The organism is Couchioplanes caeruleus (assembly GCF_003751945.1).
Classification (GTDB): Bacteria; Actinomycetota; Actinomycetes; order Mycobacteriales; family Micromonosporaceae; genus Actinoplanes; species Actinoplanes caeruleus.
The window spans coordinates 8,024,854-8,050,078 of the sequence record NZ_RJKL01000001.1; the positions used below are offsets into that span (position 1 = coordinate 8,024,854).

Genomic DNA, 25,225 nt, shown 5'->3' on the forward strand with positions numbered 1-25,225 from the left:
CGCCGCGGCAGGGCGGGCGGCGGGACAGAAGCGGCGTGGCGGGGCGGGGCGGTCCGGCGGGCGGCGCTGCGGGGCGTGAGGCGGTCCGGCGGGCGGCGCTGCGGGGCGGACGGGCAGCCGGCCCTCGGTCGACGGGAGCGGCCTCAGCGGACGGCGTGCGGAGCCAGGACGGCAGCGCAGCGCAGGTTTCGGTACTGGCCGCGGTAGTCCAGGCCGTACCCGACGATGAGGCCGGGATCCACGTCGAATCCCACGTACGTCGGCACGTCGAACGCGGGGCTGTGCGGCCGGCGCAGCAGCGCGCAGACGGCCAGCGAGGCGGGCCGGCGCTGGTGAAGGCTGGCGATCAGCCAGGACATGGTGAGGCCGGTGTCGATCACCGTCTCCGCGATGATCACGTCGCGGCCCTCGATGTCGAGATCGAGGTCTTTGAGCAGGCGTACGGCGCCCGAGCTGCGCTTGCTCGTCGTGTACGAGCGCATCGCCATCCAGCCGATCTCGACCCGGCTCTCCAGGGCCCGGGCCAGGTCTACGGTGAAGGTCGCCGCCCCGCCCAGCACGCCGACGAGGACGATCTCGCGCCCGGCGTAGTCCTTGCCGATCGTGGCGGCTAGCTCGCCGACGCGCAGCAGGATCTGTTCCTCGCTGAACAGCACCGATTCCAGGTCGCCCGCCACGTGCTCGGCGTCCACTCATCCCCCCGCTGCCGGCCGGTCCTGCGGGAATCCTGACACGCGGGGACGTCCCGGCCAACAGCCCTGTCGCCCGGACGGCTGAACTATCGGCATGTCATCACGCCGTTTCCCGCCGTACCGTTGCCATTCGCGACCGCGGTGATCCTCACCACGCAGAAGGAGAGTCAACCGGGCGTTCACCTCGGTCCCGACCATGAGGCTGGCCTTCGCAGCGTCTGTCCAGGTTTTCGGCTTGGTCTTTCTGCCGCGAAAAGGTCTCCGGTAATGTCCGCGAGTCTCAGTATTCATGTGTTCGTCACCATGGTGGAGTTGTTTGAATTGGCACAACGGTTCAGCCTCGGAGAGATCCGCACCCGCACGTACAAGGATCGCGACGCGTGGTGGACCGTCTGGCTCGTGGACCCGCTGGCCTCGCGACTCGTGTGGCTCGTCGCACCGGTGGGGTGGATCACACCGAACCTGTTGACCATGGGTGCCTTCGTGCTCGGCCTCGTCGCCGCCGCGTGCTTCGCCGTGGGCGACTACCCGTGGTTGGTGGCCGGTGCGCTGGTCTTCCACCTCAGCTTCGTGCTGGACTGCATGGACGGCAAGATCGCCCGGCTCAAGGGCACCGGCTCGGTGTTCGGCTCGTGGCTCGACTACGTCTTCGACCGGTTGCGCGTGGTCGTCTGCGCGGTTGCCCTCATGGCCGGCCAGTACGCACAGACCGACAACATCCACTATCTGTGGATGGCCGGCGTGGTGATCTTCCTGGACGGCTTCCGCTACCTCAATGCCCTGCAGATGGGCAAGGTCAAGAACGACATGCGGCGCTGCCTGGAGGCGGCCCAGGGCGAGGGCGCGGCCCCGCCCATGTTCGTCGAGGAGACCGACGCCGAGCACCCGGTGGGTGCCATGGGCGCCGCCACGGCCACCGACGGTACGGGCGCCGAGCGGCCCGTGGTCGACGTGTACGGCGACTTCCGTACGAAGTTCGGCGCCTTCGTCCGCCTCCGCAACATGCTGGTGCGCCAGCGGATCCGCGCGCACCTGTTCAGTGGCATCGAGTTCCAGATGTTCGTCTTCATCATCGGCCCGCTCACCGGCTGGATCATCCCGGTCACCATCCTGTCCGCGGTGCTGCTGACGGCGTTCGAGCTGCTGCTGATCTACAAGCTCTGGACCGCGACCCGCAGCTACTCCCGGCAGCTTGCCGCGCTGGGCGTGACCTCGGAGGCCCAGGCGGAGGCGGTCGCCGCCGCGGCCGGCGTCGAACCGGTCGAGCAGGTGGACGACGCCGAGCAGCTCGGCACGGACACAGTCGCGCGGCCCACGGTCCGCCACTGACCTGTCGCGTGGCCCACGGTCCGCCACTGACCTCACGCCGACCGTGGCCGTGCCGTGCGCCGGCCTGCCGTGTCCTGACGGGTCGTGCCGTGTCCTGACCGGCCGCGGCGTGGCAAGCTGTCCGGCCATGGAGGCACTCGTGATCTCCGGTGGGCTGGGCCTGTGCCTGGCCACCGTGGTCGCCCTCGTGGCCCTCGGCGTGGCCACCGGCCGTCGCCGCGAGCGGGAACGCCGCGAGGCGCTGCAAGGCTGGGCGTCCGCGCGCGGCTGGACGCTCGTGGACCATCCCGCGGTCGACTGGAGTTCGCGGCTGCCGGGCCGCAACCGCCGGGGCGTGACTCTCGCGCTGACCGGGCCGCTGTGGGGGCGGCGTGCCAGCGTCGCCGACTACTCGTACACCGAGACGACCACGACCAGCTCCTCGGACGCCCACGGCGGCACGACCCACGGCACGCATTCGACCACGCACCACTTCACGGTTCTCGTGGTGCATCTCGACCGGCCGTCGCCATACCTGGGGGTACAGCCCCGCGGGACCCTCGCGAAGTGGGGCAGGGCGCTGTTCGGCGCGGGCGCGGCGCTGGGCAACGAGCAGTTCGACAAGAACTTCCGGGTGGTGGGCGAGCCCTCCTCCTCCCCGTACCCGCTGAGCCCGGCCCTGCTCGCCGCCCACGTGGACGGCGTCGCACCGGCCTGGACGTTGCACGGCACCGACCTGATGACCAGCACGCCGGGCCGGCTGAAGGATCCGGAGTCGATTCCGTACCTGCTCGGTTCGCTCTACCGGGTGGCGGATCTGCTGACCGGGCGTACGCCGGTGGCCGGACCGCCATAATCGTCTCTGTGCGGGATCATCCACTGGAGGTCGGTGAGGACGCGACCACCTTCTTCCAGCCCCGGGCCATGGTCTTCGTGACGATGCTGTGGGTGATCGCCCTGGGCTGGCTCGCCTGCGGTGTGCTGGTGCTGCTGGTGGCCTTCGCGCTCGGGGCGCGCCCCGGCGTCGGCGACCTCGTGCTGGCGCTGGAGAGCGTGCTGATCGGGCCCCCGGTCGTCGCCGGCGCGATCCTGCTGTTGGCGTGGCGGCGGCTCGGCTGGCTCAAGAGCTCGGTGCGGGGGCTCGAGTTCGGGGCCACCGGCCGGCGTGGCGTCCATCTGCCGTGGCGGGCGGTGGCGTCGGTGGGGCTGCGCCGCTGGGGGCCGTTCACCGAGCTCGTGATCACCCCGACGTCCCGTGACGAGGTCACCGAGCTGCCCGGCCCCGGCCGGCGGCCGCGGATGCTGCGCCGCGACGGCGGGCCGGCGTTCCTGGTGGACGTGGGGCTGATGTCGCCGGGGCCGGAGACGTTGCTGGCGGAGCTGCACCGCCGCATTCCCAGCCGGGTCTGAGCGCCCCGCGCCTGGCGGCTCTTCTTGACCCGGCCGGCGCGCAGGAGCTATGTTAACGCGTCCGTTAATTAACGGAGGTGTTAAGCAAGTGACCACGGACCGGCTCAGCATCATCTTCGCGGCGCTCGCGGACCCGACGCGCCGGGCGATCCTGGCCCGCCTCGCCGAGGGCGACGCGACCGTCTCGCAGCTCGCCGAGCCGTTCGCCATCAGCCTCCCCGCGATCTCCCGACACCTGAAGGTGCTCGAGAACGCCGGCCTGATCTCCCGCAGCCGCTCGGCCCAGTGGCGGTCCAGCAGCCTGCGGGCCGAGCCCCTGCGGGAGGCCACGGCCTGGATGGAGGGCTACCGCCGGTTCTGGGACGTCACCTTCGCGCGGCTGGACGCGTCCTAGCGGGCCGCAATCCCCGGGGCGCCGAAGGTGACCGGCACGCCGGGGGAGTAGAGGACGCTGACCGGCGGGTCGGCCATCGCGGGCAGGCCCGCCGCCCGGATCAGCCCGTCGCCGAGCTCCAGCGCCTCGGCCCGGAACAGCGGCCAGCGCGGGTGCTCGTTCGGAAGATGCACCGTACGGCCCCAGGCCCGCGTGTGCAGCCCCCACCGAGCGGTCAGGAAGTGCTCCAGCGGCGACGGCTCACCGAGCGGTTCCCCGACGCGCACCGAGAACGCCGTGGCTGCTCCCCGCGGTCCCGGCCAGCGGCGCGTGCTGGCGTACCGAAGCACTCCGGAGTCCTTGACCAGCGACATCCTCGACCATTTGTACGGCAGCCGCAGCAGCGCCTGCGCCGTCACCACCGGCAGCAGCCGCTCGGCGTCCAGTGACAGGAACACCACCGCCCTGCGGCCCCGGTCGTCGACGCTGTAGAGACGCACGTTGGTTTCGAGGAACGTGCCGAGGTAGGGAATGCCGGGGCCGCCCAGCGGACCGAGCCCGACCAGACGGAAGCCGATGAGACCCACGTAGGTGACGCCGTCGAGGGTGTCCGGCACGGTCCCGCGCGGCAGGAACGGCGCGACGGTCGCGGGCGGCACGGCCCAGTGCAGGAACGCCAGGTCCTCCCAGCGCTGCACCAGCCAGGGGCGGCGCACCGGCCGCGACGTCTCGGGTGTGACGTCCTCGATCCACATCCACCCATCATGGCGCAGCGGCGCCGCGCCTCGCCGGCTCGCCCAACGGGGGAACTGGATATGTGTCGGCGCGATCGCGTTCGCGCCCAAGGCGAGCACGGATGCCCTGGTGGCGACCGTGCCGGCACGGGCTGTCCTCGCGACGGTGCAGCGATGACGTCGATGACGCGCGTACGCGCCGCGATCCTGATGTCGATGGTCGTAGTGCTCGTCAGCACCGGGCTGTCGGTGCCACCGGCTGCTGCTGTAGTCCCGCTCCGCGAGGAGCCCACCGCCGGCGCCTCGCCCATCGTCGTCCCGCCGCTGGTGACGGAGGCGTGGAACGGGCAGACCGGTGTGGACCAGCGGCACCGGCGGAGTCGCAGCTCAAGGCGGCCGCCGAGCAGGCTCTCGCGGGCTGTGGTCGGCCGACCGCACCAAGGACGAGGCCCAGGCGGCCACCACCGAGGCGGTCACCGCCGCCGCGCAGGCGGATATCGCGATCGCCGCGGCCTCCGCCGCGTCGGTGTCCTCGGCGGGCATCGCCGAGCCGCACAACGCCGCGATCGCCCTGGTGTCGCCGTTCACCGGCGCCGACATCGACGCCGACTTCGCCAAGCAGGTCGCCGAACAGGCCAAGAGCATCGGTGAGGAACAGGCCAGGGCCGCGGAGGCCCGCGCCGCCGAAGCCCTCATTGCGGCCCCGAAGGCCGAGGCCGCCGCGCAGAAGGCGAACGAGCAGGCCGGGTCGCCGGACGTCACGACCACCTGGCCAGGCCTCCGGCACGGGGTGGTCGGCACGGCCGGCAGAGCCGGGATGCCGGTCGGCGGTCCGTATCGTGGAGAGGACCCCGGTCACCCGCCCATCGGAGGACCCGCATGCCGGTGCCGCGCCATCACCTCGTCATCCCGGCCCTCTGCGTGGCCGTCCTCGTCACCCTCGGTTGCGTGTCGGCACCCCAGGCCCCGTCCGGTGAGCCCCGACGCCCGGCACAGACCCCGGCCACGCGGGCCGCGGACCGTCCGGACACGGACGTCGACGGTACGGACACCGTGGAGGAGTTCCAGGCCGACGTCGAGGACGCTCGGGTGCTCGCCGAGGAGTACTGGAAGAAGGAGTTCGACGCCTCCGGGCTGACGTTCCGGCCGGTCGCCGAGCTGATCCCGTACCAGGAGGACGGGGAGATCGAGTGCGGCGGACAGGCGCTCGGGCGCAACAACGCGGCGTACTGCTCGGCGGGAGACTTCATCGCCTACGACATCCGCTGGGCGTTCGGGGCGTTCCGGCAGATCGGTGACGCGTTCATCTTCTACCTGCTCGGCCACGAGTACGCCCACGCCATCCAGCGCCGGCTGCGCATCCAGCAGCAGTTCACGATCGAGCAGGAGCTGCAGGCCGACTGCATGGCCGGGGCGTACCTCGGCGATCTGGTCAAGGCAGGCCGGCTGCGGCTGGAGGACGGCGACCTGGAGGAGCTCGCCGTCGGCCTGGACGCGGTGGGCGACGAGCCGGGCCAGCCGTGGTTCGCCGAGGGCGCGCACGGCACGGCCAAGCAGCGCACCCGCGCGTTCAGCAACGGCTACACCCGCTCGCTGGAGCCCTGCAACCTGTCGTGACGATCACAGCGGGTCGCGCCGAGCCGGTGCCGGGGCGGTGGACGGGCGACAATGGCGGCGACCGACGGCTCAGCGGCGTGGGAGGCCTCCCCTGACATCACGACAACCGGCAGCGGTGCTCTTCGACATGGACGGCACCCTGGTCGACAGTGAGAAGGTCTGGGACGTCGCCCTGCACGAGCTGGCCGCGCACGCGGGCGGCACGCTGTCCGAGCCGGCGCGGCTCGCCATGGTCGGCGGCAGCATGGCCGTCTCCATGCGGATCCTGCGCGACGACCTCGGCCAGCCGCACCGTGACGAGGCCGCCGACGTGCGGTGGCTGGAGCGCCGGGTCGCGGAGCTCTTCGCCGGCGGCCTGGTCTGGCGGCCCGGGGCGATGGAGCTGCTGCGCGCCGTCCGCGCGGCCGGGCTGCCGACGGCGCTGGTGACCTCCACCGGGCGCCGCCTCGTCGAGGTCGCCCTGGACACCCTGGGACGGGAGAACTTCGACGCGGTCGTCTGCGGCGACGAGGTGACCGCCCCGAAGCCCGACCCGGCGCCGTATCTGACCGCCGCCGAGCTGCTCGGCGTGCCCATCGCCGCCTGCGTGGCGATCGAGGACTCGCCCACGGGAATGGCCAGCGCGGTCGCCGCTGGCGCGGCCGTCCTCGCGGTGCCCGCCGAGCTGGAACTGCCGCCGACCGACGGCGTCCACCTGCGCGACACCCTCGTCGGCGTCGACCCGGAATACCTGGCGACCCTCTTCGGCCGCGTCGCGACCTGACCTCTTCGACCGAGTCCCGACTGGCTTCTCTTCGGCCGCATCGCGACTGGCCTTTCTCCGGCCGCGACTGGCTTCTCTTCGACCGCGCCGCGACTGGCTTCTCTTCGACCGCGCCGCGACTGGCTTCTCTTCGACCGCGCCGCGACCGGGTTCTCTTCGGCCGCGCCGCGATCTGCACCGGATCGCTGAGCACGCGGCACCCGCCGCGCCGCCGTGGATGCAGACGCAGCGGGTGCCGGGTCCGGCTCAGTCGTGGGCGATGGCACCCAGGACGTTGAGGCGGGCCGCCCGGATCGCCGGCAGCACCGCCGCGACCACGCCGACGAATGCGGCCAGGAGCAGGTAGGTGCCCATCCGGCCCCACGGCAGGACCAGCTCGGTGATCCCGTCGCTCTCCAGCGCCTTGGTCACCGCCGTGCCCAGGCCCGCGCCGACCGTCACGCCGAGCAGGGCGCCGAAGACGGAGATCACCACCGCCTCCACGGTGACCATGCGCATCGTCTGGGCCCGGCCCAGACCGACCGCGCGCAGCAGGCCCAGCTCGCGGGTGCGCTCCAGGACCGACAGCGCCAGGGTGTTGATCACACCCAGGACCGCGATGAGGATCGCCATCGCCAGCAGGATCTGGATCATCGTGATGAGCACGTCGAAGATCTGCGCCTGCTGGTCCACGAACGTCGCCGCGTCCGTGGCCGACACCTCGGGGCTGTCGGCTACCAGCGCCTTGACCTGCGGCAGGACCGCGGAGACGGGTACGCCGTCGTCGAGGCGGACGAACCCGAGGACCGGCTGCGGAATGCCGAAGTCCTTCGTCGCCGCCGCCGGAAGGATGATCCAGCCGGGCAGGGCGTCGTCGGCGTACGTGGCCGCCACGGTGTAGGTGCGGGGCTCGCCCCGCGACGTCTGCACCTTGACCCTGGAGCCGATGTGCCAGCCGTGCTCGGTGGCCTCCGGGACGCTCACCGCGATCTGGTCGTCGCGCAGCGTCGTCAGCGTGCCACCGGTGGCGCTGGCGCCGTAGGTCTCTGCCAGCGCGGCGAGGTCGTCGGTGGCGTTCACCCACTCCTTGGCGCCGTCGACGAGCACCTGGTCGTTCCAGACGCCGGCCGCCGCCCGTACCCCCGGAATCTGTGCGGCCCGGTCCACGACGGCCGGATCGAACGTCGGCGGCCGCGGGCCGTTCTGGTCGCCGCTGATCATGATCTGGGCCTTGAGGACGCGGGCGGCCTCGGCCTTGAGGCTGCTCTTGGCGGAATCCATGATCACGGTGACGCCGGTGACCAGCGCGATGCCCACCATGAGCGCGGCCGCGGTGATCGCCGTGCGGCGCGGATTGCGCCCGGAGTTGAGCCGGCCCAGCCGCCCCGGCACGGACCACGAGAACAACCGGCCCAGCAGTGCCACCACCGGGCGGCTGATGAGCGGCGTGAGTAGCGCGATGCCGACGAAGGAGCCGAGAACGCCGCCGAGGATCAGCCACAGCTCGTTGCCGACGTCGCCGTACAGTCCGAGGCCCAGCGCCGCGGCACCGACGGCGGTGACCGCCCCACCGGCCACGCTGATCTTGGTCAGCGGGCGGTCCGGCATGGCGACGTCCTGCATCGCCGCCACCGGTGCGATCCGCGACGCCCGCAGGGCGGGCAGGACCGCGGCGACCACGGTGACCAGGACACCCACGACGAAGGAGCTGATCACGGCGGCCGCGGGCACGCCGAGCGGCGCCAGCTCCAGGCCGCCACCGGCGAAGCTGCCGAACAGGTACGCGAGCCCCGCGCCGATCCCGACCCCGGCGGCGAGACCGAGCACCGCCGCCACCAGTCCGATCACGACGGCCTCGATCAGCACGGAGGTGATGACCTGTCGGCGGCTCGCCCCCATCGCCCGCATCAGCGCCAGCTCGCGGGTGCGTTGCGCCACGATGATGGAGAAGGTGTTGAGGATGAGGAAGACGCCGACGAACAGCGCGACCCCCGCGAAGCCCAGCAGGAGCTGCCCGAAGAAGCTCAGCCCCTCGCGCATCGCGGCGGAGCTCTCGTCGGCGAGCTGGTCGCCGGTCTTGACCACGTACCCGGCGCCGAGCGCGGCGCCGATGCGGTCGCGCAGCACCTCCGGCGTCACGTCCCCAGCGGCCTCGACGCGCACCGAGCTGTAGACCCCGGTGCGCCCGAGCATCAACTGCTGCGCGGTCGCCTCGGTGAAGGCGACCTGCTGGACGCCGCCGAGGCTGTCCCGGTCGCCGCTGTAGCCGACGATACCGACGAGCGTGAAGTCCTTCTTCGGCTCCAGGGTCAGCACGCCCACCCGGTCGCCGACCTTGAGCCCGGCGGCCTCGGCCACCGTGGCGTTCACCGCGATCTCGTCGGGCGCGGACGGGCCGCGGCCCTCGCGCAGGCGCACCAGCTCGTCCTCGCCGGTCCAGGAGACACCCAGCCGCGGTGGGCCGGTCGAGGTGAGCACCTTGCCGTCGCTGCCGATCACCCGGGCGCCGTCGGACTCCACGAGCCCGGTCGCCGACCGTACGCCGGAAACGGTCTTGATCTTCTCGACGACGGCCGCCGGCAGGGGCGCGGCAACCTGTTCGCCCTCGAACTCGGAGACCTCGACCTTGGGGACGGCTGCGACACCGACGTCCGTGGTCGAGTACGCGCTGGCGAAGACCATGTCGAAGGAACGGCTCAGGGTGTCGGTGACCACGAACGCCCCGGACACGAACATGACCCCGAGCACGACGGCCAGCCCCGACAGGATCAGCCGCAGCTTTCTCGCCAGCAGGCTCTTGAGGGTGGCGCGCAGCATCAGAGCATCACCGGTTCGGCGTGCGTGTCCAGCCGCTTCATCGTGTCGAGCACCCGGTCGGCGGTCGGCTCGGTGAGCTCGCCCGCGATCTGCCCGTCGGCGAGGAAGACGACCCGGTCGGCGTAGCTCGCCGCGACCGGGTCGTGGGTGACCATGACGATCGTCTGGTGGTGCTCGCGGACGCTGGCCCGCAGGAAGGACAGCACCTCGGCCCCGGACCGGGAGTCCAGGTTGCCGGTCGGCTCGTCCGCGAAGATGACGTCCGGGCGTCCGACCAGCGCCCGCGCGCAGGCGACGCGCTGCTGCTGGCCGCCGGAGAGCTGGCTGGGTCGATGCGTCAGCCGGTCCCGCAGCCCGACCGTGTCGATGACGATGTCCCACCACTGCGGGTCCGGCTTGCGCCCGGCGATGTCGAGCGGCAGCCGGATGTTCTCCTGCGCGCTCAGCGTCGGCAGGAGGTTGAACTGCTGGAAGATGAACCCGATCCGGTCCCGCCGCAGCCGCGTCAGCGCCTTGTCGCCAAGCTTGCTGATCTCGGTGCCGCCGACGTGGACGGTGCCGCGGTCGACCGTGTCCAGCCCGGCGAGGCAGTGCATCAGCGTCGACTTGCCGCTGCCGGAGGGGCCCATGATGGCCATGAACCGGCCCTGGGCGAACTCGGCGCTCACCCCGCGCAGCGCGACGACCTGCGCCTCGCCCGAACCGTAGACCTTCCAGACCTCGTCGGCCCGAGCCGCCGCCGGTAGGCCGGCATTCGTCGCTGTCACTGTTCCCCCTGGATCCCTGTGCCGTCGTGGTCCGGCCGGGGCTTGGTCCCCCGGCCGGCTCCGCCAGTCTGGTGGCGCGACGGGGGCGGGGCGTCCGCCTGCCGGCGGAGAGCGACGCGGAGATTCGGCTGCGGGTCGCCACCCAGGGAGGGTCAGGGTTGCCCCTGATCCACCGCGGTCGCCGGCGGGCGGCGGCGCTGTCCCGCGCCCTCGTGCGACCTGACGCCGGGGCGTCCTCCTGCGCTTGCCGCAGCTCCTCGTTGCGGCTTCCTACTCCGGCTTCCGGAGAGCCTTCCCGTCGGGCACGGCCTTTCGCCGGACGTGGCCGGGCGGTCGGCGGTGGCCGGGCGGTCGGCGGTGGCCGGGCGGTCGGCGGTGGCCGGGCCGTCAGCGGTGGCCGGGCCGTCAGCGGTGGCCGGGCTGTCCGCGGCCCGGGCGGACCAGGCCGGTCTCGTATGCCAGCACGACGGCCTGCACGCGGTCGCGCAGGCGCAACTTGGTGAGCAAGTGGCCGACATGCGTCTTCACGGTCGTCTCGCTCACCAGCAGCGCCCGGGCGATCTCGGCGTTGGAATGGCCCTTGGCGACGTGGATGAGCACCTCGCGTTCGCGCTCGGTGAGGGTGTCCAGCACGGGAGCGGCGGCGGTGGTCTCGGCGGCGGGAAGGATCTCGGTCATCCGGGTCAGCAACCGGTCGAGAGTCGGCGGTGCGACGACCGCGCCGCCGGCGGCCACCGTACGGATGGCGGCCACGAGCTCATCAGGCGGAACGTCTTTGCACAGGTACCCGCTGGCCCCGGCGGTGACGGCGCCGAGCACCTGCTCGTCGGTGTCGTCGGCGGTCAGGATCAGCACCCGCACCGCCAGCCCGGACCCGGCGATACGGCGCGTGACGGTCAGCCCGTCGAGCCGCGGCAGCCGCAGATCCATGAGGACCACGTCGGGAAGCAGCCGGCGGGCCAGATCGACGGCCTCGGCCCCGTCGCCGGCCTCACCGACGACGGCGAGCCCGCCCGCCCCCGCCAGCACCGACCGCAACCCGGACCGCAACATGGGCTGATCATCGGCGAGCAGCACCCGGACGGTACGCCCACCGGCCGGACCGGCGCCCGCACTCACCCCGTCACCCGCCGACACCGCCAGCCTCCCCGAACGCGATTCCGCCGCTCACCCTAGGCGATCGGCAACCACGCATAGACGCCCCGCCCGACCGAGTTCCCCCTCCTGGCGAGCGCGCCGCTTCGGACGGGCGTGCCGTTTCGGACGAGCGCGCCGCTTCGGACGGGCGTGCCGTTTCGGACGAGCGCGCCGCTTCGGACGGGCGTGCCGTTTCGGACGGGCGTGCCATTTCCGACGGGCGTGCCCCGTCGGACCGGAATGCGCCGGACGGGCGTGCTGCGCCGGACTAGTGCGCTCGCGAGGAGTGGGCCGCGTCGAACGAGCGGCCGACCCGGACGAGCGCCTACCCGCCGACGCTGCAGGCGTCGTGGACCTGCGCCGCCGTCTGGTCCTGCGGCGCCGTCAGGTCCTGCGGCGCCGTCAGGTCCTGCGGCGCCGTCAGGTCCTGCGGCGCCGAGGTCCTGCGGCGCCGTCAGGGCCGGCGCGGACCCGGCATCGGAGGTTCGCCGGCCGCGGAGCGCGCCCCGGCCGCGGGCGCCGGCGACGGCACGCCCGGGTGCGACCCCACCGCCATGGCCGCGGCGGGTCGATCGACCACGGCTGTGGCGGGTCGATCAACGACGGCCGCGGCCCGTCCGTCCGCCGCGGCTGTGGTGGCTTCGTCTGTTCCGGTCCTGGTGGGGATGTCGGTCGTGGGGTCAGTGGGGCGGCCGGTCGGGGGCTCGGGGTAGGGCGGTGGGGTGCCGCCGAACTCCGGGCAGAACCGTTGGTGGCTGCACCAGCCGCAGAGGCGGCTCGGCTTGGGGCGGAAGTCCCTTTCCTGCTTGGCGCGTTCGATCGCCTGCGAGAGCGCTACCAGGGTGCGTTCGAAGCGTTCGAGCTCGTCCGCGTCCGGGCTGTAGTCGCAGACCTCGGCGTCCTTGAGATAGAGCAGGCGCAGCACGCGAGGGACGACGCCCCGGGTGCGCCACAGCACGAGGGCGTAGAACTTGAGCTGGAACAGCGCCCGGCCCTCGAAAGCCTCCCGGGGCGCGCCGCCGGTCTTGTAGTCGACGACGCGCAGATCGCCGGCGGGGGAGACGTCGAGGCGGTCGATGTAGCCGCGGATCAGCAGCTCCTCGTCGACCAGCGTGGAGACCAGGCTCTCGCGCTCGGCCGGCTCGAGGCGCCGGGGATCTTCCACCGCGAAGTAGCCGTCGAGCAGGTCGCCCGTGCTCGCCAGGAAGGCCTTCAGCCGGGCGGCCTCGTCCGGCTCAGGCATGCCGGGCAGCGTCGCGCTCATGGCGGACGCCGGCACGGACGGCACGGAGGGGACCATCAACCCGGTCTGCCCGTCGACCGGCGCCACCTCGGTTTCCCCGTCGGCCACGGTCGCACCGGCCGGCCGGTCGACCACCGGCACCGGCGCGGCCGCGTCGCCGTCGTCGCCGAACAGCGCCGACAGCCCGGGCTCCTCCGCCACCAGGCGATCCCACTGCGGGGCCACCAGCGCCGCTGCGGCCTCGGGGGTGCGGTCGGGCGCCGGCAGGTCGAAGAGCCGCTCGAGCACCGCGTGCACCAGCGTGCCGCGCACCTGGTCGCGGCTGGGCTGCTCCGGCAGCCGGTCGACGGTCCGGAAACGGAACAGCAGCGGGCAGGTCTTGAAGTCGGCGGCCCGCGACGGCGACAGCGACGGCCCGGCATGCCGATCCCGGTCGGGCCCCGAGGGTGACGGGCCGGCTCCGGAGGGGGATAGGCCGCCCTCTGAAGTCGACAGGCCGGGCTCGGAGGGGGATAGGACCGTTTCTGCCGTCATGGGGACAAGGCTAGGGGAGGGGTACGACGAAACCGGCGAGGCGGGGCCTCAGGCGCGCTCCGTAGCATCGGGGATGTGGAGGACACGAAGCGGCGCGCGCGGGGCGGTGGATGGATGGTCGGCCGGGTGCTCGGCATCCCGGTCTTCGTCAATGCCTCGATGCTGCTCCTGGCGCTGCTCGTCACCATCGTGTACGGCGGGTACGCCCAGCGCCAGCTCGGCTTCGCGGGCGTGCTCGCGTACGCGATCGGCCTGGGTTTCGTGGCCTGCCTGCTCGGTTCCGTGCTGTTGCACGAGCTCGGTCACGCCCTGACGGCCCGGCGGTACGGGATCGGCGTGCGGGGCATCACCCTGGAGCTGCTCGGCGGCTACACGGAGATGGATCGCGACGCCCCGGCGCCCCGGGTCGACGCGCTGGTGTCGCTGGCCGGGCCGGCCGTCTCCCTGGTGCTGGGCGCGGTGGCCGCCGCCGCCGCCGTGGTGCTTCCCGACCGTACCGTCGCGGGGGAGATCGCGTTCCAGCTTGCCGCGAGCAATGTCATCGTGGCGATCTTCAACCTGCTGCCCGGCCTGCCGCTCGACGGCGGCCGAGCGTTGCGGGCCGCGCTGTGGGCGCTGATCCGGGACCGGAACCGGGCGACCGAGGTGGCCGCCTGGGCCGGGCGGGGCATCGCCCTGGCCACCGGCTGCGCCGTCGTCGCGCTCTACCGGCTCAATATCCTGACCCTGTTCGGTCTGATCTTCATCCTGCTCGTCGCGCTGACGCTGTGGCAGGGCGCCGGTCAGTCGATCCGGCTCGCCCGGATCACCCGGCGGTTCCCCCTGGTCGACCTCGCCGCGCTCGCGCGCCCGCTGGTCGCCGTGCCGTCGGGAACGTCGATCGCCGAGGCGCAGCGCCGGGCCGGCGAGGCCGGGCCGCACCCCGCGGGCCTGGCGGTGGCCGACTCCAGCGGCCGGGTCGTCGCCCTGGTCGACGGCGCCGCCGTCGCTGCCGTGCCGGCCGAGCGGCGGCCGTGGGTCACCGTCGACACCGTGTCCCGGGACGTGTCGCGGGTGCCGGCGATGCGGGTGGAGCTGACCGGCGAGCAGGTGGTCCGGGCCGTGCAGGCACACCCGGGTGCGCAGTACGTGGTGACCTCAGGCGAGGATGTCGTCGGCGTGCTGCACGTCGCGGACCTGGCCGAGCTGCTGGAGCCGCGCCGCGCGGCCCGCCGTGCCACCGCCAGGTAGTCGAGAGAGGGATCCGTGACCGTTCAGCAAGACGCCGCGCCCACCCACCGGGGACCGTTCCGAGCGGGCGACCGGGTGCAGCTCACCGATCCCAAGAACCGCATGCACACCATCGTCCTCGAGCCCGGCAAGGCGTTCCACACCCACCGGGGCGCGCTGGAGCACGACGCCCTCATCGGGCTCAGCGACGGCAGTGTCGTCACGTCCAGCGGCGGCACGCAGTATCTGGCACTGCGCCCGCTGCTGGCCGACTACGTGCTCTCGATGCCGCGCGGCGCGCAGGTCATCTATCCGAAGGACGCCGCGCAGATCGTCGCGATGGGCGACGTCTTCCCCGGCGCCAAGGTGCTGGAGGCCGGCGTCGGGTCGGGCGCGCTGACCTGTTCGCTGCTGCGGGCGGTGGGTGGCGGCGGCGAGCTGCACTCGTACGAGCTGCGCGAGGACTTCGCCGCGATCGCCCGCAAGAACGTGGAGTCGTTCTTCGGCGGACCGCACCCGGCCTGGCATCTGCACCACGGCGATGTCGCCGGCAACACCGAAACGGGTTTCGACCGGGTCGTGCTGGACATGCTGACCCCGTGGGAGGCCCTCGACATGGTCGAGCGCTCGCTCGTCCCCGGCGGCGTCTTCATCGGGTACGTGGCCACGACGCCCCAGCTCTCCGAGCTGGTCGAGGCGCTGCGCGAGCGCGGCGGCTGGACCGAGCCGCGGGCGTGGGAGTCACTGGTGCGCGACTGGCACGCGGAGGGCCTGGCAGTGCGCCCGGACCACCGCATGATCGCGCACACCGCGTTCCTGGTGTCGGCGCGCAGACTGGCGCCGGGTGTCACCGCGCCGCCGCGGCGGCGCAAGCCGAGCAAGGGCGCCGAGGCCTACGCCCTGCGCCGGGCTGCTCAGGCCGCGATGGCCGCCGAGCGTACGGAGACGGCCGACGATCCCGGGATGTGACGACCAGCCCGGCATCCGGTAGTTTCCGTCGCGGGTCCGATGGGTCATGGGGAGGGAACGGGTGGGCGCGATGAGTTCTCCGCCGTTCGGTGGCAGCAACGAGATGCCGGCGGTCTTCCCGGACTGGTCGCCGTACGAGGACCTGGACTCGGCGGCCCGCGCCTACCTGCGCGACCCTGAGGTGGCGCTGGACGCCCTCTTCGGCGTTCTGCGCGGCGCGTCGGTGCTCTGTTTCACCCTGGAGCGCTTCGTCAACGAGGTCAACGGCGTCTGGCAGGAGGTCGTGATCTGCGACGGCAGCCGGCTGGTGCTCTGGCACGGCGAGGACGTGGCGCCGGGGGACGGGCCGGTCGGTTCGATGACCTCGTCGCTGCGCGTGGTGCCGTTGTCGACGGTGACCGAGGTGGGCTGCCGGCGGCGGCTGACGCGCACCTCGACCGGGCAGGCGCGGGTCGACAGCATCGACGTGTACCTGCTGCTCAGTTCGGTGGACGACGCGGTTCCCCCGCCGGGCATGGAGGAGGAGGGCCGGGCGGCGCTACGGCACGACGCGTTGCGCTTCGGCAAGACCCTCGACGACGGCGGGCCGGGGCAAATCGCCCGTCTAGAGGAGTTTTCCCGGATTGTCGCATCTTTGGTCGGCCGTCCGACACTGTGACATTTTCCGCCGGATGACAGCGGCGCGTACGGGCCGTGAACGAGACCCGTACGCGTCGGATCAGTCCGCGTCCGGACCGGCGACCTCGACGCCGTCGGAGGCGCGCACGACGTGGATGCAGTCGCCCGGGCACTCCTTGGCCGAGTCGATCACCTCGAGCTGCAGCCGGGCCGGCACCCCGGTGCGCGCGCCGTGGCCCTGCAGCAGCTCACCGGCACTGTCCTTGACGTACGCCAGCCCGTCGATGTCGAACTCGAAGACCTCCGGGGCGTACTGCACGCAGAGCCCGTCGCCGGTGCACAGGTCCTGATCCACCCAGACCTCGAGTTCGTCAGTTCCGGTCTGTGCAGACACCGCACACCTCCCACGTTTCGACCGCTCCGACCGTACCCGACAGGTCGGACCACCCGGCGGCCCCACCCGACCCAATCGATCAAGGTTCAGTGACGAGGGTGTTGCATGGGTCGAAATCCGCGCCGCAGCGGCTAGTGTTGTCTCAAGACGTTCGAGCCCCCGGGGAGGTGGGACGTGGCACGTAGCGACGAGGCGGATTCACGCGCCGCACGTTGGGAGAAAGAGGCCAACGATCTCTCCAGCCAGGTTGCGTTCCTGCAGGAGGAACTCGCTCTGGTACGGCGCAAGTTGACCGAAAGCCCCCGACACGTCCGGCAGCTCGAGGAACGGCTCGCGGCGACGCAGGCGCAGCTGGCCCGGCTGACCGAGAACAACGACCGGCTCGTGGCGACCCTCAAGGAAGCCCGGGCTCAGATCGTCACTCTCAAGGAAGAGATTGACCGGCTCGCCCAGCCGCCCAGCGGCTACGGCGTTTTCCTGGCCGCCCACGAGGACGGTTCCGTCGACGTCTTCACCGGCGGGCGCAAGTTGCGGGTCGCCGTGTCACCGAGCCTCGAGGTCGAGGAGCTCAAGCGGGGGCAGGAAGTCCTGCTCAACGACGCGCTCAACGTGGTGGACGCGTTCGGTTACGAGCGGGTCGGCGAGGTCGTCCTGCTCAAGGAGATCCTGGCCGGTCCCGGTGGGGCACCGGGCGATCGCGCCCTGGTCGTCTCGCACGCCGACGAGGAGCGGATCGTCCATCTGGCCGATTCGCTCGAGATCTCGAAGCTGCGGGCGGGCGACTCGCTGATGATCGAGCCGCGCTCGGCGTATGCGTACGAGCGCATCCCCAAGAGCGAGGTCGAGGAGCTCGTTCTCGAGGAGGTGCCCGACGTCGACTACACCGACATCGGCGGCCTGCACTCGCAGATCGAGCAGATCCGTGACGCGGTGGAGCTGCCCTTCCTGCACGCCGACCTCTTCCGGGAGCACCAGTTGCGCCCGCCGAAGGGCATCCTGCTCTACGGCCCGCCCGGCTGCGGCAAGACCCTGATCGCCAAGGCGGTCGCCAACTCGCTGGCGAAGAAGATCGCCGAGCGGCGCGGCGAGGAGAAGCACACCAGCTACTTCCTCAACATCAAGGGTCCCGAGCTGCTCAACAAGTACGTGGGCGAGACCGAGCGGCACATCCGCCTGGTCTTCCAGCGGGCGCGGGAGAAGGCCGGCGAGGGCACTCCGGTCATCGTGTTCTTCGACGAGATGGACTCGATCTTCCGGACCCGTGGCTCCGGCGTCTCCTCCGACGTCGAGAACACCATCGTCCCGCAGTTGCTGAGCGAGATCGACGGTGTCGAGGGCCTGGAGAACGTCATCGTCATCGGCGCCTCCAACCGGGAAGACATGATCGACCCGGCGATCCTGCGGCCCGGCCGGCTGGACGTGAAGATCAAGATCGAGCGTCCGGACGCGGAGGCGGCGAAGGACATCTTCGCCAAGTACATCCTCCCGGGCCTCCCGCTGAGCGCGGAGGACCTCGCCGAGCACGGCGGCGACGCCGACGTGACGGTCGCGGCCATGATCGAGGCGGTCGTGCTCCGGATGTACACGGAGTCCGAGGAGAACCGCTTCCTGGAGGTCACCTACGCCAACGGTGACAAGGAAGTCCTGTACTTCAAGGACTTCAACTCCGGCGCGATGATCCAGAACATCGTCGACCGCGGCAAGAAGATGGCGATCAAGGAGTTCCTCACCTCCGGCAAGAAGGGGCTGCGGCTGCAGCACCTGCTCGACAGTTGCGTCGACGAGTTCCGTGAGAACGAGGATCTGCCCAACACCACCAACCCCGACGACTGGGCCCGGATCTCCGGCAAGAAGGGCGAGCGGATCGTCTACATCCGTACGCTCGTCTCCGGCGGCAAGGGCGCCGAGGCCGGCCGGTCCATCGAGACGGCCAGCAACACCGGTCAATACCTGTAGCAGACGCATCCGGACGCGGGCGGAGGTTTCCTCCGCCCGCGTCTTCTCATCTCATTTCATCCGCCTTCGTCGCTCTGCGTGGCGCCGGCCGACAGCCTCCCGCCTGTTCGGCGGCCCGATAACTCCCTGATGTGACGAAAGATCGCCACTGAGCGTGGCGTGACGCGTACGGCCCGAGGCGAGAACCGATACGGAAGCGTCTAGGCTCGATACATGGGCAACGGCAGCACAGTGGCGGGCGGAGTGGTCGCATGAGCGTTCGGCGGATTATGGGCACCGAGGTGGAGTACGGCATTTCCGTGCCCGGGCAGCCCGGCGCCAACCCGATGGTCACCTCCTCCCAGGTCGTCAACGCCTACGGCGCCCGCCCCGAGCTCAATCGCGGCGGCCGCGCGCGATGGGACTACGAGGAGGAGTCGCCGCTGCGTGACGCCCGCGGGTTCACCTACTCGGGCGCGGCGTACGACCCCGCGGAAGCGCTCGCCGACGAGGATCTCGGCCTCGCCAACGTGATACTCACCAACGGCGCCCGTCTCTACGTCGACCACGCCCATCCGGAGTACAGCACCCCCGAGTGCACCAACCCGCTGGACATCGTGCGCTGGGACAAGGCCGGCGAGCAGGTCATGGCCGAGGCGTCCCGCCGCGCCGCCACGATCCCCGGCACGCACCGCATCCAGCTCTACAAGAACAACACCGACAACAAGGGTGCTTCGTACGGCTCGCACGAGAACTACCTCATGCGCCGCCAGACCCCGTTCGCCGACATCGTCGCCCACCTCACGCCGTTCTTCGTCACCCGGCAGATCTTCTGCGGCGCCGGCCGCGTCGGGATCGGTCAGGACGGCTCGGGATCGGGCTTCCAGATCTCCTCGCGCGCCGACTTCTTCGAGGTCGAGGTCGGCCTCGAGACCACCCTCAAGCGCCCGATCATCAACACCCGCGACGAACCGCACTCCGACGCCGACAAGTACCGCCGGCTGCACGTCATCATCGGTGACGCGAACCTCTCCGAGATCGCCACGTATCTGAAGATGGGTACGACCGCGCTGATCCTGAACATGATCGAGGAGAAGGTCTTCACCGGCGAACTCGGCGTGGCCGACCCGGTCTCCGAGCTCAAGGCGGTCAGCCACGACCCCTCGCTCGGGCACCTCATGCGGCTGCGCGACGGCCGCCGCCTCACCGCGCTGGACCTGCAGTGGGCGTACTACGAGCGCGCCAAGGCCTTCGTGGACGAGCGCTACGGCGCCGACGCCGACGAGCAGACCGTGGACGTGCTGCGCCGCTGGGAGGACGTGCTCGACAAGCTCGGCCGTGACCCGATGACCTGTTCCGATCAGCTCGACTGGGTCGCCAAGCTGCGGCTGCTGGAGGGCTACCGCGAGCGCGAGAGCCTGGCGTGGTCCTCGCCGAAGCTGCAACTGGTCGACCTGCAGTATTCCGACGTCCGCCCGGAGAAGGGCCTCTACCACCGGCTGGTGGCCCGGGGCTCGATGAAGACGCTCCTCGACCCCGCAGAGACCGCCCGCGCGATGGTGGAGCCGCCCGAGGACACCCGGGCGTACTTCCGCGGTCAGTGCCTGGCCCGCTACGCGTCCGAAGTGGTCGCGGCGAGCTGGGACTCGGTCATCTTCGACGTCGGCCGCGAGTCGCTGGTGCGGGTCCCGATGATGGAGCCCGAGCGCGGCACCAGGAAGCACGTGGGCGCGCTCTTCGACAGGTGCGACACGGCCAAGGACCTGCTCGAGGTGATCACCAGTCGGTGACCCGCTTCGCTGCGCGAGAAACACGCGGACGGGCAGGCGTATTCGTCGTACCCGCAAGGTAGGTTTTTCCCAACCCGAACCGGTTGGGTCTTGAAGGGGGACACGGATGGCAACGCGAGACACCGGCGGTCAGTCGCAGTCCGGCAAGGGCAAGCGCGACGAGGAGATCGAGGACGTCACCACCGAGGCCAACCCCGAGGTTGCCGAGCGCCACGCCGAGATCACCGAGGACGTCGACGACCTGCTCGACGAGATCGACTCCGTCCTCGAGGAGAACGCCGAGGAGTTCGTCCGCGGGTACGTACAAAAAGGCGGAGAATAGCCTCTTAGCCGGCTAATCAGACATTCGCGGCGTCGGGCCGACACGTTGATCACGATCATCGCGTCGGCCCCGCTCGCGGGATATTGTGCTTCAACTGCGACGGCGGCATCGGGTGGTTGCGGGACGGCCCGGAATCCCTCGCCGCCGCGATCACGTTCGAGAGGAACCACGTGGCAGCGGGCTTCGATCCATCCGGGCGTCTTCCCGATGTGTTCACCAATGCGGGGACGTCATCCTTCACGCAGTTCCTGAGCCAGGCCGCCCCCGAGTTGCTTCCCGGCCGGCGGCCGTTGCCGCCGGGGATGGCGGCCGACATCGCGCCGCACGGGACCACGATCATCGCCATCGCCACCACCGACGGCGTCGTGATGGCCGGTGACCGGCGCGCCACGATGGGCAACATCATCGCCAGCCGGGACATCGAGAAGGTGCATCCCGCGGACGCGTATTCGCTGATCGGCATCGCGGGCACCGCGGGGATCGGCATCGAGCTCATGCGCCTGTTCCAGGTGGAGCTCGAGCACTACGAGAAGATCGAGGGCGCCATGCTGTCCCTCGACGGCAAGGCCAACCGGCTCGCCGCGATGGTGCGCGGCAACCTGGGCGCGGCCATGCAGGGTCTGGCCGTGGTGCCGCTGTTCGCGGGCTTCGACCTGTCCCCGGCCGACCCGGCCCGGGTCGGGCGCATCTTCAGCTTCGACGTCGCCGGCGGGCTCTACGAGGAGACCGGCTTCGACGCGATCGGCTCCGGTTCGCTGTTCGCCAAGGCCGCGCTGAAGAAGCGCTACCGGCCGGGCATCGGCACCGAGGAGGCGATCCGGCTCGCGGTGGAGGCGCTGTACGACGCCGCCGACGACGACACCGCGACCGGCGGGCCCGACCTGACCCGCAAGATCTACCCGGTGGTGATGACCGCGACCGCCGACAGCACCCACCGGCTCACCGAGGCCGAGATCAACGCGGTGGCCGAGGCAGTGGTCGCCGGACGGATGGAGAATCCGGGGGGCTGAGCCACCCGCGATCCGACGACGAAACCACCAGCGAAGGTCATCGAAGGAGTAACCACCCGTGGCCATGCAGTTCTACGCTTCGCCCGAGCAGGTCCAGCGGGACCGCTCGGAGTACGCCCGCAAGGGCATCGCCCGCGGTCGTTCCGCCGTCGTGCTCACGTACGAGGGCGGCATCCTGCTGGTCGCCGAGAACCTCACCTCGCTGCGCAAGATCAGCGAGCTGTACGACAAGATCGGTTTCGCGGCCGTCGGCCGCTACAACGAGTTCGAGAGCCTGCGCCGCGCCGGCGTGCGGATGGCCGACCTCAACGGCCTCGCATACGACCGGCGCGACGTGACCGGCCGCGCGCTCGCGAACGCCTACACCCAGACGCTCGGCGCGATCTTCTCCGAAACGCAGAAGCCTTACGAGGTGGAGATCTGCGTGGCGCAGGTCGGCGCCTCGCCGGAGGCCGACGAGCTGTACCGCATCACCTACGACGGCTCGGTCATGGACGAGCCGGGCTTCATGGCGATGGGCGGCTCGGCGGAGGCCATCTCCACCGTCCTCAAAGAGCGCCACGACGTCACGGCGGACCTGCCGACGGCGCTGGCGCTGGCGGTCAAGGGCCTGGGCAGCGTCGGCGGAGAGAACGGCGCCGCGCGCGAGCTGGGCGCCTCCCAGCTCGAGGTTGCCGTGCTGGACCGGCGCCGCAAGGGTCGCGCCTTCCGGCGGATCGTCGGCGCGGCGGTGGAGACGCTGCTCGGCGGCGGCAAGGACCAGCCGGAGCCCGAGGTGGGCGAGGCGGGCGACACCGCGCCGCCGGCTCAGGGCGACGACAAGCCCACGGTCTCGGCCGCCTCGGTCGACCTCGAGGGCAAGCCCGACGAGTCCGGCGACAAGTCCTGATCCACCGGGGCGGCGGCCCGGACACAGTCCGCGCTCCGCGCGGGACAGCCTGGGGACGTGCCGCCGGTGGGCTTCGTGCCCGGGTGGCGACGGTTCGCTCCGGCGAGCCATCGCCACCCGGCCGTGGCGGCTGCTCTCGCCGCGCAGTGCCCGTCGGGACTCCTGAGGGGTCGGCGAGCTTCGCCGCCCCGGGCCGTGACGGCCGGCGGGTTCGCGGGCTCCGGCTCGTCGGGAGTGGTCAGTCGATGACGAGGGGCCGCCACCAGCCCGGGTTGTCGCGGTACCACCGGACGGTCGCCGCCAGGCCGCCGGCGAAGTCCACCTCGGGCCGGTAGCCGAGCTCGTCGCGCAGGCGGCTGTCGTCGAGCGCGTAGCGGCGGTCGTGGCCCTTACGGTCCTCGACCTGGACCACCCGGTCCCAGTCCGCGCCGCAGGCCCGCAGGAGCAGACCGGTCAGCTCCCGGTTCGTCAGCTCCTGACCGCCGCCGACGTGGTAGACCTCGCCGGGCTTTCCGCGCTCCAGGACCAGGGCCGTGGCGCGGCAGTGGTCGTCGACGTGGATCCAGTCGCGGACCTGCGAGCCGTCGCCGTAGAGCGGGACCGTCCGGCCCTCCAGCAGGTTGGTCACGAAGCGCGGGATCAGTTTCTCCGGATGCTGGTACGGGCCGTAGTTGTTGGCGCATCTGGTCACCGTCACCGGCAGCCCGTGGGTCCGGTGGTAGGAGAGCGCGAGCAGGTCCGCCCCGGCCTTCGTCGCCGCGTACGGCGAGTTGGGCGCCACCGGCGAGGACTCCGTCCAGGACCCGGACGGGATCGAGCCGTAGACCTCGTCCGTCGAGACGTGGACGAACCGTTCGACGCCGTGCCGTAGCGCCGCGTCCAGCAACACCTGGGTGCCCACCACGTTGGTCATGGCGAACTCGGCCGCCGCCCGGATGGAGCGGTCGACATGGGATTCGGCGGCGAAGTGCACGACGCCCTCGTGCCGGCGCATCACCGCTTCGACCAGCGCCGGGTCGCACACGTCACCCGGGACGACGTCGAGGCGTCCGCTCGTGGCGACCGGTGCCAGATTGGCGAGGCTGCCCGCGTACGTCAGCTTGTCGACGACCGTGACGTGAGCGCCCTCCAGGCCCGGCAGCGTGTCCGTCAGGACGCCGCGGACGAATGCCGAGCCGATGAACCCGGCGCCCCCGGTGACCAGAACTTTCATCAGGTGGGCAGTGTATCCGCAGGTACCGGCCCCGAGGCCGGAGTCGGCCGCACGGGACACCGGTGAAAGGGCGCGCGGTACCTGCCACGGGAAGCCGTTGTGCGGCTAATGTTTCGACATGGAACGGCGAATTTTCGGCCTCGAAACCGAGTACGGAGTCACGTGCACCTACCGGGGACAGCGGCGGCTGTCGCCCGACGAGGTGGCCCGCTATCTGTTCCGCCGAGTGGTGTCCTGGGGACGCAGCAGCAATGTCTTCCTCCGCAACGGTGCCCGCCTGTATCTCGACGTCGGTTCCCACCCCGAGTACGCGACCCCCGAGTGCGACTCCGTCACCGACCTGGTGGCCCATGACCGCGCCGGCGAGCGCATCCTCGAGGGCCTGCTGGTCGATGCCGAGAAGCGGCTGCACGACGAGGGGATCGCGGGGGAGATCTACCTTTTCAAGAACAACACCGATTCCGCCGGCAACTCCTACGGCTGCCACGAGAACTACCTCGTGTCCCGGCACGGCGAGTTCGGCCGCCTCGCCGACGTCCTGATCCCGTTCCTCGTCACCCGGCAGTTGATCTGCGGCGCCGGCAAGGTCCTGCAGACGCCGCGCGGCGCGGTGTTCTGCCTGTCGCAGCGCGCCGAGCACATCTGGGAGGGCGTCTCCAGCGCCACCACGCGCAGCCGGCCCATCATCAACACCCGGGACGAGCCGCACGCCGACGCCGAGCGCTACCGCCGCCTGCACGTCATCGTCGGTGACTCCAACATGAACGAGGTCACCACGCTGCTCAAGGTCGGCAGCGCCGACATCGTGCTGCGGATGATCGAGGCCGGCGTGGTCATGCGTGACCTCACCCTGGAGAACCCGATCCGGGCCATCCGGGAGGTCAGCCACGACGTCACCGGGCGGCGCAAGATCCGGCTGGCGAACAACAAGGAGGTCAGCGCTCTCGAGATCCAGCAGGAGTATCTCGCCAAGGCGACCGAGTTCGTCGAGCGGCGCGGCGGCGACCAGACCGCCAAGCGCGTCGTCGAGCTCTGGGGGCGGGTGCTCAGCGCGATCGAGAGCGGCGACCTGGACCCGGTCTCGCGCGAGATCGACTGGGTGTCGAAGCTGAAGCTGATCGAGCGGTACCAGGCCAAGCACGAGATCCCGATGTCGCACCCGCGGATCGCCCAGCTCGACCTCGCGTACCACGACGTGCGCCGCGGCCGCGGCCTGTACGCGCTGATGGAGAAGCGCAAGCAGGTGGACCGCATCTCCAACGACCTGGAGATCTTCGAGGCCAAGGAGACGCCGCCGCAGACCACCCGGGCGCGGCTGCGCGGCGAGTTCATCCGCCACGCCCAGGAGAAGCGGCGCGACTTCACCGTCGACTGGGTGCACCTCAAGCTCAACGACCAGGCGCAGCGCACCGTGCTGTGCAAGGACCCGTTCCGGGCGTACGACGAGCGGGTGGAGCGCCTGATCGCCAGCATGTGACCGGCGACCGCTAGGCTGGTCGGGC

The 25,225-nt window shown here is 71.3% G+C and carries 23 protein-coding genes and 1 pseudogene; 15 read left to right on the forward strand and 9 right to left on the reverse strand.

The features are described 5' to 3' along the window. Positions 1-143: 143 nt before the first annotated feature. Positions 144-692, reverse strand: a complete 549-nt coding sequence (gene hpt / locus EDD30_RS36155) for a hypoxanthine phosphoribosyltransferase (protein ID WP_071806962.1) — start codon at positions 690-692, stop codon at positions 144-146. 303 nt (positions 693-995) lie between these two features. Here hpt and EDD30_RS36160 point away from each other — a divergent pair, with 303 nt between their 5' ends. From EDD30_RS36160 to EDD30_RS36175, 4 genes are all read left to right on the forward strand, one after another. Further along, entirely contained in the window at positions 996-2,021 is a 1,026-nt protein-coding gene (locus tag EDD30_RS36160; RefSeq protein ID WP_071806973.1) for a CDP-alcohol phosphatidyltransferase family protein, read from the forward strand. A gap of 127 nt (positions 2,022-2,148) precedes the next feature. After that, a complete protein-coding gene (locus EDD30_RS36165) occupies positions 2,149-2,856 on the forward strand; it encodes a hypothetical protein (RefSeq protein WP_071806963.1) in 708 nt (235 codons plus the stop codon). A gap of 8 nt (positions 2,857-2,864) precedes the next feature. Further along, the gene (locus EDD30_RS36170) at positions 2,865-3,410 is read left to right on the forward strand and encodes a hypothetical protein (protein WP_071806964.1); all 546 of its coding nucleotides are present in this window, start codon (positions 2,865-2,867) and stop codon (positions 3,408-3,410) included. Between the two features lie 49 nt (positions 3,411-3,459). After that, on the forward strand, positions 3,460-3,804 hold the full coding sequence (locus EDD30_RS36175) for an ArsR/SmtB family transcription factor (RefSeq protein ID WP_211277870.1): 345 nt from the start codon (positions 3,460-3,462) through the stop codon (positions 3,802-3,804). On the opposite strand, the gene EDD30_RS36180 is transcribed toward EDD30_RS36175, so the two are convergent. Together EDD30_RS36180 and EDD30_RS36185 are read right to left on the reverse strand one after the other, a co-directional pair. Beyond that, positions 3,801-4,538: a YqjF family protein gene (locus EDD30_RS36180; protein ID WP_071806966.1), complete on the reverse strand. Its 738-nt coding sequence runs from the start codon at positions 4,536-4,538 to the stop codon at positions 3,801-3,803. The genes EDD30_RS36175 and EDD30_RS36180 overlap by 4 nt on opposite strands. Positions 4,539-4,904: 366 nt before the next feature. Next, positions 4,905-5,279, reverse strand: coding sequence for a hypothetical protein (locus EDD30_RS36185; protein ID WP_143162796.1), 375 nt, complete (start codon positions 5,277-5,279; stop codon positions 4,905-4,907). A gap of 117 nt (positions 5,280-5,396) precedes the next feature. Here EDD30_RS36185 and EDD30_RS36190 point away from each other — a divergent pair, with 117 nt between their 5' ends. Together EDD30_RS36190 and EDD30_RS36195 are read left to right on the forward strand one after the other, a co-directional pair. After that, the gene (locus EDD30_RS36190) at positions 5,397-6,134 is read left to right on the forward strand and encodes a neutral zinc metallopeptidase (RefSeq protein ID WP_071806968.1); all 738 of its coding nucleotides are present in this window, start codon (positions 5,397-5,399) and stop codon (positions 6,132-6,134) included. Positions 6,135-6,249: 115 nt separating this feature from the next. Then, a complete protein-coding gene (locus tag EDD30_RS36195; protein WP_071806969.1) occupies positions 6,250-6,897 on the forward strand; it encodes an HAD family hydrolase in 648 nt (215 codons plus the stop codon). A gap of 246 nt (positions 6,898-7,143) precedes the next feature. Here the strand turns inward: EDD30_RS36195 and EDD30_RS36200 are convergent, their stop codons facing one another. The 4 genes and pseudogenes from EDD30_RS36200 to EDD30_RS36215 form a co-directional block, all read right to left on the reverse strand. Next, entirely contained in the window at positions 7,144-9,693 is a 2,550-nt protein-coding gene (locus tag EDD30_RS36200) for an ABC transporter permease (protein ID WP_071806970.1), read from the reverse strand. After that, positions 9,693-10,460, reverse strand: a complete 768-nt coding sequence (locus EDD30_RS36205) for an ABC transporter ATP-binding protein (RefSeq protein WP_071806971.1) — start codon at positions 10,458-10,460, stop codon at positions 9,693-9,695. The genes EDD30_RS36200 and EDD30_RS36205 overlap by 1 nt, the downstream gene beginning before the upstream one ends. A 405-nt stretch (positions 10,461-10,865) precedes the next feature. Next, positions 10,866-11,597: a response regulator gene (locus EDD30_RS36210; RefSeq protein ID WP_280526197.1), complete on the reverse strand. Its 732-nt coding sequence runs from the start codon at positions 11,595-11,597 to the stop codon at positions 10,866-10,868. A gap of 706 nt (positions 11,598-12,303) precedes the next feature. Then, positions 12,304-13,248 (reverse strand): annotated as a pseudogene (locus EDD30_RS36215) (RecB family exonuclease); the annotation flags it as partial. A gap of 240 nt (positions 13,249-13,488) precedes the next feature. Between EDD30_RS36215 and EDD30_RS36220 the strand changes: the two are divergent. The 3 genes from EDD30_RS36220 to EDD30_RS36230 all read left to right on the forward strand — a co-directional run bounded on the left by EDD30_RS36220 (position 13,489) and on the right by EDD30_RS36230 (position 16,210). Next, the gene (locus EDD30_RS36220) at positions 13,489-14,604 is read left to right on the forward strand and encodes a site-2 protease family protein (RefSeq protein WP_071806828.1); all 1,116 of its coding nucleotides are present in this window, start codon (positions 13,489-13,491) and stop codon (positions 14,602-14,604) included. 15 nt (positions 14,605-14,619) lie between these two features. After that, entirely contained in the window at positions 14,620-15,552 is a 933-nt protein-coding gene (locus EDD30_RS36225) for a tRNA (adenine-N1)-methyltransferase (protein WP_071806827.1), read from the forward strand. Between the two features lie 70 nt (positions 15,553-15,622). Then, positions 15,623-16,210 carry a hypothetical protein gene (locus EDD30_RS36230; protein WP_071806830.1) on the forward strand — a complete coding sequence of 196 codons (588 nt, stop codon included), beginning with the start codon at positions 15,623-15,625 and terminating at the stop codon, positions 16,208-16,210. Positions 16,211-16,270: 60 nt separating this feature from the next. Here EDD30_RS36230 and EDD30_RS36235 read toward each other — a convergent pair whose 3' ends face one another. Beyond that, positions 16,271-16,564, reverse strand: a complete 294-nt coding sequence (locus EDD30_RS36235; RefSeq protein ID WP_071806826.1) for a ferredoxin — start codon at positions 16,562-16,564, stop codon at positions 16,271-16,273. Positions 16,565-16,738: 174 nt separating this feature from the next. Here EDD30_RS36235 and arc point away from each other — a divergent pair, with 174 nt between their 5' ends. From arc to prcA, 5 genes are all read left to right on the forward strand, one after another. Then, positions 16,739-18,520: a proteasome ATPase gene (arc, locus tag EDD30_RS36240; RefSeq protein WP_071806825.1), complete on the forward strand. Its 1,782-nt coding sequence runs from the start codon at positions 16,739-16,741 to the stop codon at positions 18,518-18,520. Positions 18,521-18,771: 251 nt separating this feature from the next. Then, entirely contained in the window at positions 18,772-20,289 is a 1,518-nt protein-coding gene (gene dop, locus EDD30_RS36245; protein ID WP_071806824.1) for a depupylase/deamidase Dop, read from the forward strand. 106 nt (positions 20,290-20,395) lie between these two features. Further along, the gene (locus EDD30_RS36250; protein WP_023364349.1) at positions 20,396-20,611 is read left to right on the forward strand and encodes a ubiquitin-like protein Pup; all 216 of its coding nucleotides are present in this window, start codon (positions 20,396-20,398) and stop codon (positions 20,609-20,611) included. A gap of 170 nt (positions 20,612-20,781) precedes the next feature. After that, positions 20,782-21,621 (forward strand): proteasome subunit beta, encoded by an 840-nt coding sequence (gene prcB / locus EDD30_RS36260; RefSeq protein ID WP_071806829.1) that lies wholly within the window; start codon positions 20,782-20,784, stop codon positions 21,619-21,621. Positions 21,622-21,679: 58 nt separating this feature from the next. Then, positions 21,680-22,510, forward strand: coding sequence for a proteasome subunit alpha (gene prcA, locus EDD30_RS36265; protein ID WP_071806823.1), 831 nt, complete (start codon positions 21,680-21,682; stop codon positions 22,508-22,510). Between the two features lie 238 nt (positions 22,511-22,748). On the opposite strand, the gene rfbB is transcribed toward prcA, so the two are convergent. Then, positions 22,749-23,723: a dTDP-glucose 4,6-dehydratase gene (gene rfbB / locus EDD30_RS36270; RefSeq protein ID WP_071806822.1), complete on the reverse strand. Its 975-nt coding sequence runs from the start codon at positions 23,721-23,723 to the stop codon at positions 22,749-22,751. Positions 23,724-23,841: 118 nt separating this feature from the next. Here rfbB and pafA point away from each other — a divergent pair, with 118 nt between their 5' ends. Then, the gene (gene pafA / locus EDD30_RS36275; RefSeq protein ID WP_071806821.1) at positions 23,842-25,200 is read left to right on the forward strand and encodes a Pup--protein ligase; all 1,359 of its coding nucleotides are present in this window, start codon (positions 23,842-23,844) and stop codon (positions 25,198-25,200) included. Positions 25,201-25,225 lie beyond the last annotated feature (25 nt).